The following is a 2,380-nucleotide window of genomic DNA, read 5'->3' as shown; positions in this document are numbered from 1 at the left end:
TGGCGCTGAAATTCGCCACGCCCGCTGACTTCGGCACCCGCCAGTTGCCGTAGGACGGTTCCTTATATTCGGTGTTAATTGCTGCCACTGGGGCCCTCCCCGGTTGAATCCTGCGCGGTCTTCTCGATTGCCTGCGACGTCTTGGACGCCACCTGTGCCCCCACGGCTAGAGCCATGCCAGCCGGGCCAGCAGCTGCGGCCCCGCCCGGACCCGTAACACCCGGAGTGGGCTGACCTCCCCCGCCCCGAGGACCAGGCGTTCCATCACTGCCCTTAGGTGAGGTCCCGGGGTGAGTGCTTTGCGTGTTATTCGTGGTCGGAGGTGTTGGCGTGGCGCTGCCTCTTCCACTGCCACCACGGCCCAGGGAGACGGCACCCGTGGCTAGGGCACCAACCGCTGCCCCGCCCGCTGCCCCGCTCCCCGAAGCCACGGCACCAACCATCGGCGTTACGAACCGCATCAACGCCGGCAAAGCGAACAATGCAACGATCATCAACGTGAAGCCCGTGATCGAGCCCACCAGACCGTCCTGGCCCGTGGCGTTTCCCATCAGAAGGAACGCAACCGAGTAAACAATGGCGGCAGCCGGCTTGTAGAGAATGAACGCAATCGTCCAGCCAACCGCTTTCTGAAACCACTGCCTGCCCATCTCGGTATTCGTGAACGCGGCCGTCGTGGGCAGGATGCCGGCCAGGATCACCAGCATGCCGCTGCGCACCACCATCAGCACGATCTGGGCCAGTGAAGCAATCAGCCCGACGAGGCCCAGGATGATGAGAATAAACACGCCGACATCGGTTTGCAGGGGCGTAAGGAAGATGCTCATGGACTCTGCGAATCCCTTGCCGTCCGTGGAACGCTCGATGATGGCAACCGAGAAAGCGTCAGCCGCAATCACCAGAATCGAGATAACACCCAGACCAAGGCCGGACACTAAAGTCAGCGTGAGCAGCGAACGGAGCAGGTCTTTCAGCGGCGCACCACGCTGCTCCCAGATCATCCGGATGCCACCGAGGATGACAGCGAGAACCGCCAAACTCAGCGTCCACGGCATCAATTCACTACTGACCGCAGAGACAACCGGGCTTGGTGTGCTGCCGTCTTCACTGGCCAGGTTCACCGTAGGCATCGACACCCAAAAGGTAGACAGAGTCGTCACCATCTGACTCATGCCCTCCATGATGCCCTTGGCAAGATTGCCGATGGCATCGTCGGCAAGACCTGACGCCCAGTTCCCCGCATGGCACTCGACATCCATTGGCGTGCATTCTCGCTCGTCCATGTCAGGCGCCAGACCAGGGGATAAACCCGCTGAGATCCCTGATCTGGCTAATCTCATTGATCATGTCGCCAGAATCAGCAATGGCTGTTTTCCAGTCGCCGTCTTTCCACTGCAGAGGAACAACTACGTGGCCCAAAAGGCCCTTGTCAGTCTGAAAGGCCAGGTCGACGTTTGCAGCTGATGAGGAATAGCTCTTGATTATGAAGCCTCGAAACTGAACGGTTGTGGCGCTGGGTGCAGCTGTTGCTGGCTTGGATTTCGCTTCAGCTAATGCCACGTCCCGCCCTGGGCCAGGTATCAAAAGGTTTTCCGCCACTTTTAGGTTTTGAGCCCGGTCCCCAGACGACGCCAAGGCGATGACGTTGGCTGCCGCATACAACGCGCCTGTTGGTGATTGGGAGAAACATGATCGGAATCCGTCTACATCCGTATTTCCAGGGCCGTAGGTCTCTGGTTCTGTGGGTGTTGCCATCTTTCCGACGAGCTCCCACTTCGTTTCGGGCGCAGCACCCAAAGCGGTCTCCGAAGACGCCGGGAGCCCGCAGACACTCGCACCAGCCCCAGCCGAAGCGCTGGGGCTCTCTGCCCCCGACCCTGCGAACTCCCCCGACTCAGGGCCCGGCTGTGCATTGCCCTGTCCTTTGGGGAGCAGGACGATCACTATGGTTGCTGCGATCAGCGCGACCACCAGCGCGGCCGCGATGATGAACCCGGGCTTGGTGAACGGATTGCTTTCGGTGGTGCTCTCTGTTGACTGGCTCATGGTGAACCTCCCGTTCTTGGTGCTGGCTTAGACGAAGGCGCGGACGATGCCGGCGGCACCGGTGATGATGATGCAGCCCAGGAGAACCCAGCCGAGCTTGCCGATGGCTTGTGCGCCTTCGCCGCGCTGGAGCTGGATGACCATGCCGATGCCGACGATGATGACGCCGAGAACGCCGAGGACCAGGCCGATACCGGAGGCCCAGTTCAAGACCAGGAGCAGCCCGTCTGCCTCTGCCGGGATCGTCGGCGTGGGGTTGGGGATGACGCCGGTTGCAAGTGCGGAGAAGTAGTTCATGGTGAGACCTTTCAGTGAGCGGTGCTTGATGTGTTGT

The 2,380-nt window shown here is 60.9% G+C and carries 3 protein-coding genes; all 3 read right to left on the bottom strand.

The window, feature by feature from the left end; genetic code table 11:
- Positions 1 to 74: 74 nt before the first annotated feature.
- Complete coding sequence (locus tag P2Q66_RS01115) at positions 75 to 1,283, bottom strand: hypothetical protein (RefSeq protein ID WP_275724912.1); 1,209 nt, start codon at positions 1,281 to 1,283, stop codon at positions 75 to 77.
- A 1-nt stretch (position 1,284) separates the two neighbouring features.
- Positions 1,285 to 2,046 carry a hypothetical protein gene (locus P2Q66_RS01110; protein ID WP_275724910.1) on the bottom strand — a complete coding sequence of 254 codons (762 nt, stop codon included), beginning with the start codon at positions 2,044 to 2,046 and terminating at the stop codon, positions 1,285 to 1,287.
- Between the two features lie 27 nt (positions 2,047 to 2,073).
- Positions 2,074 to 2,380 (bottom strand): hypothetical protein (locus P2Q66_RS01105; protein ID WP_275724909.1); only part of this gene is annotated, 307 nt, incomplete at its 5' end.

The sequence above is a fragment of the Arthrobacter sp. Cr_A7 genome, assembly GCF_029222765.1.
In the GTDB taxonomy this organism is placed as follows: Bacteria; Actinomycetota; Actinomycetes; order Actinomycetales; family Micrococcaceae; genus Arthrobacter.
This window is presented reverse-complemented; position numbering and strand designations above follow the sequence as displayed.

What these genes read in the sequence shown, in the direction of transcription:
- P2Q66_RS01115 (WP_275724912.1), bottom strand. Translation starts at nt 1,283, where the DNA reads ATGGACGAGCGAGAATGCACGCCAATGGATGTCGAGTGCCATGCGGGG.
- P2Q66_RS01110 (WP_275724910.1), bottom strand. Translation starts at nt 2,046, where the DNA reads ATGAGCCAGTCAACAGAGAGCACCACCGAAAGCAATCCGTTCACCAAG.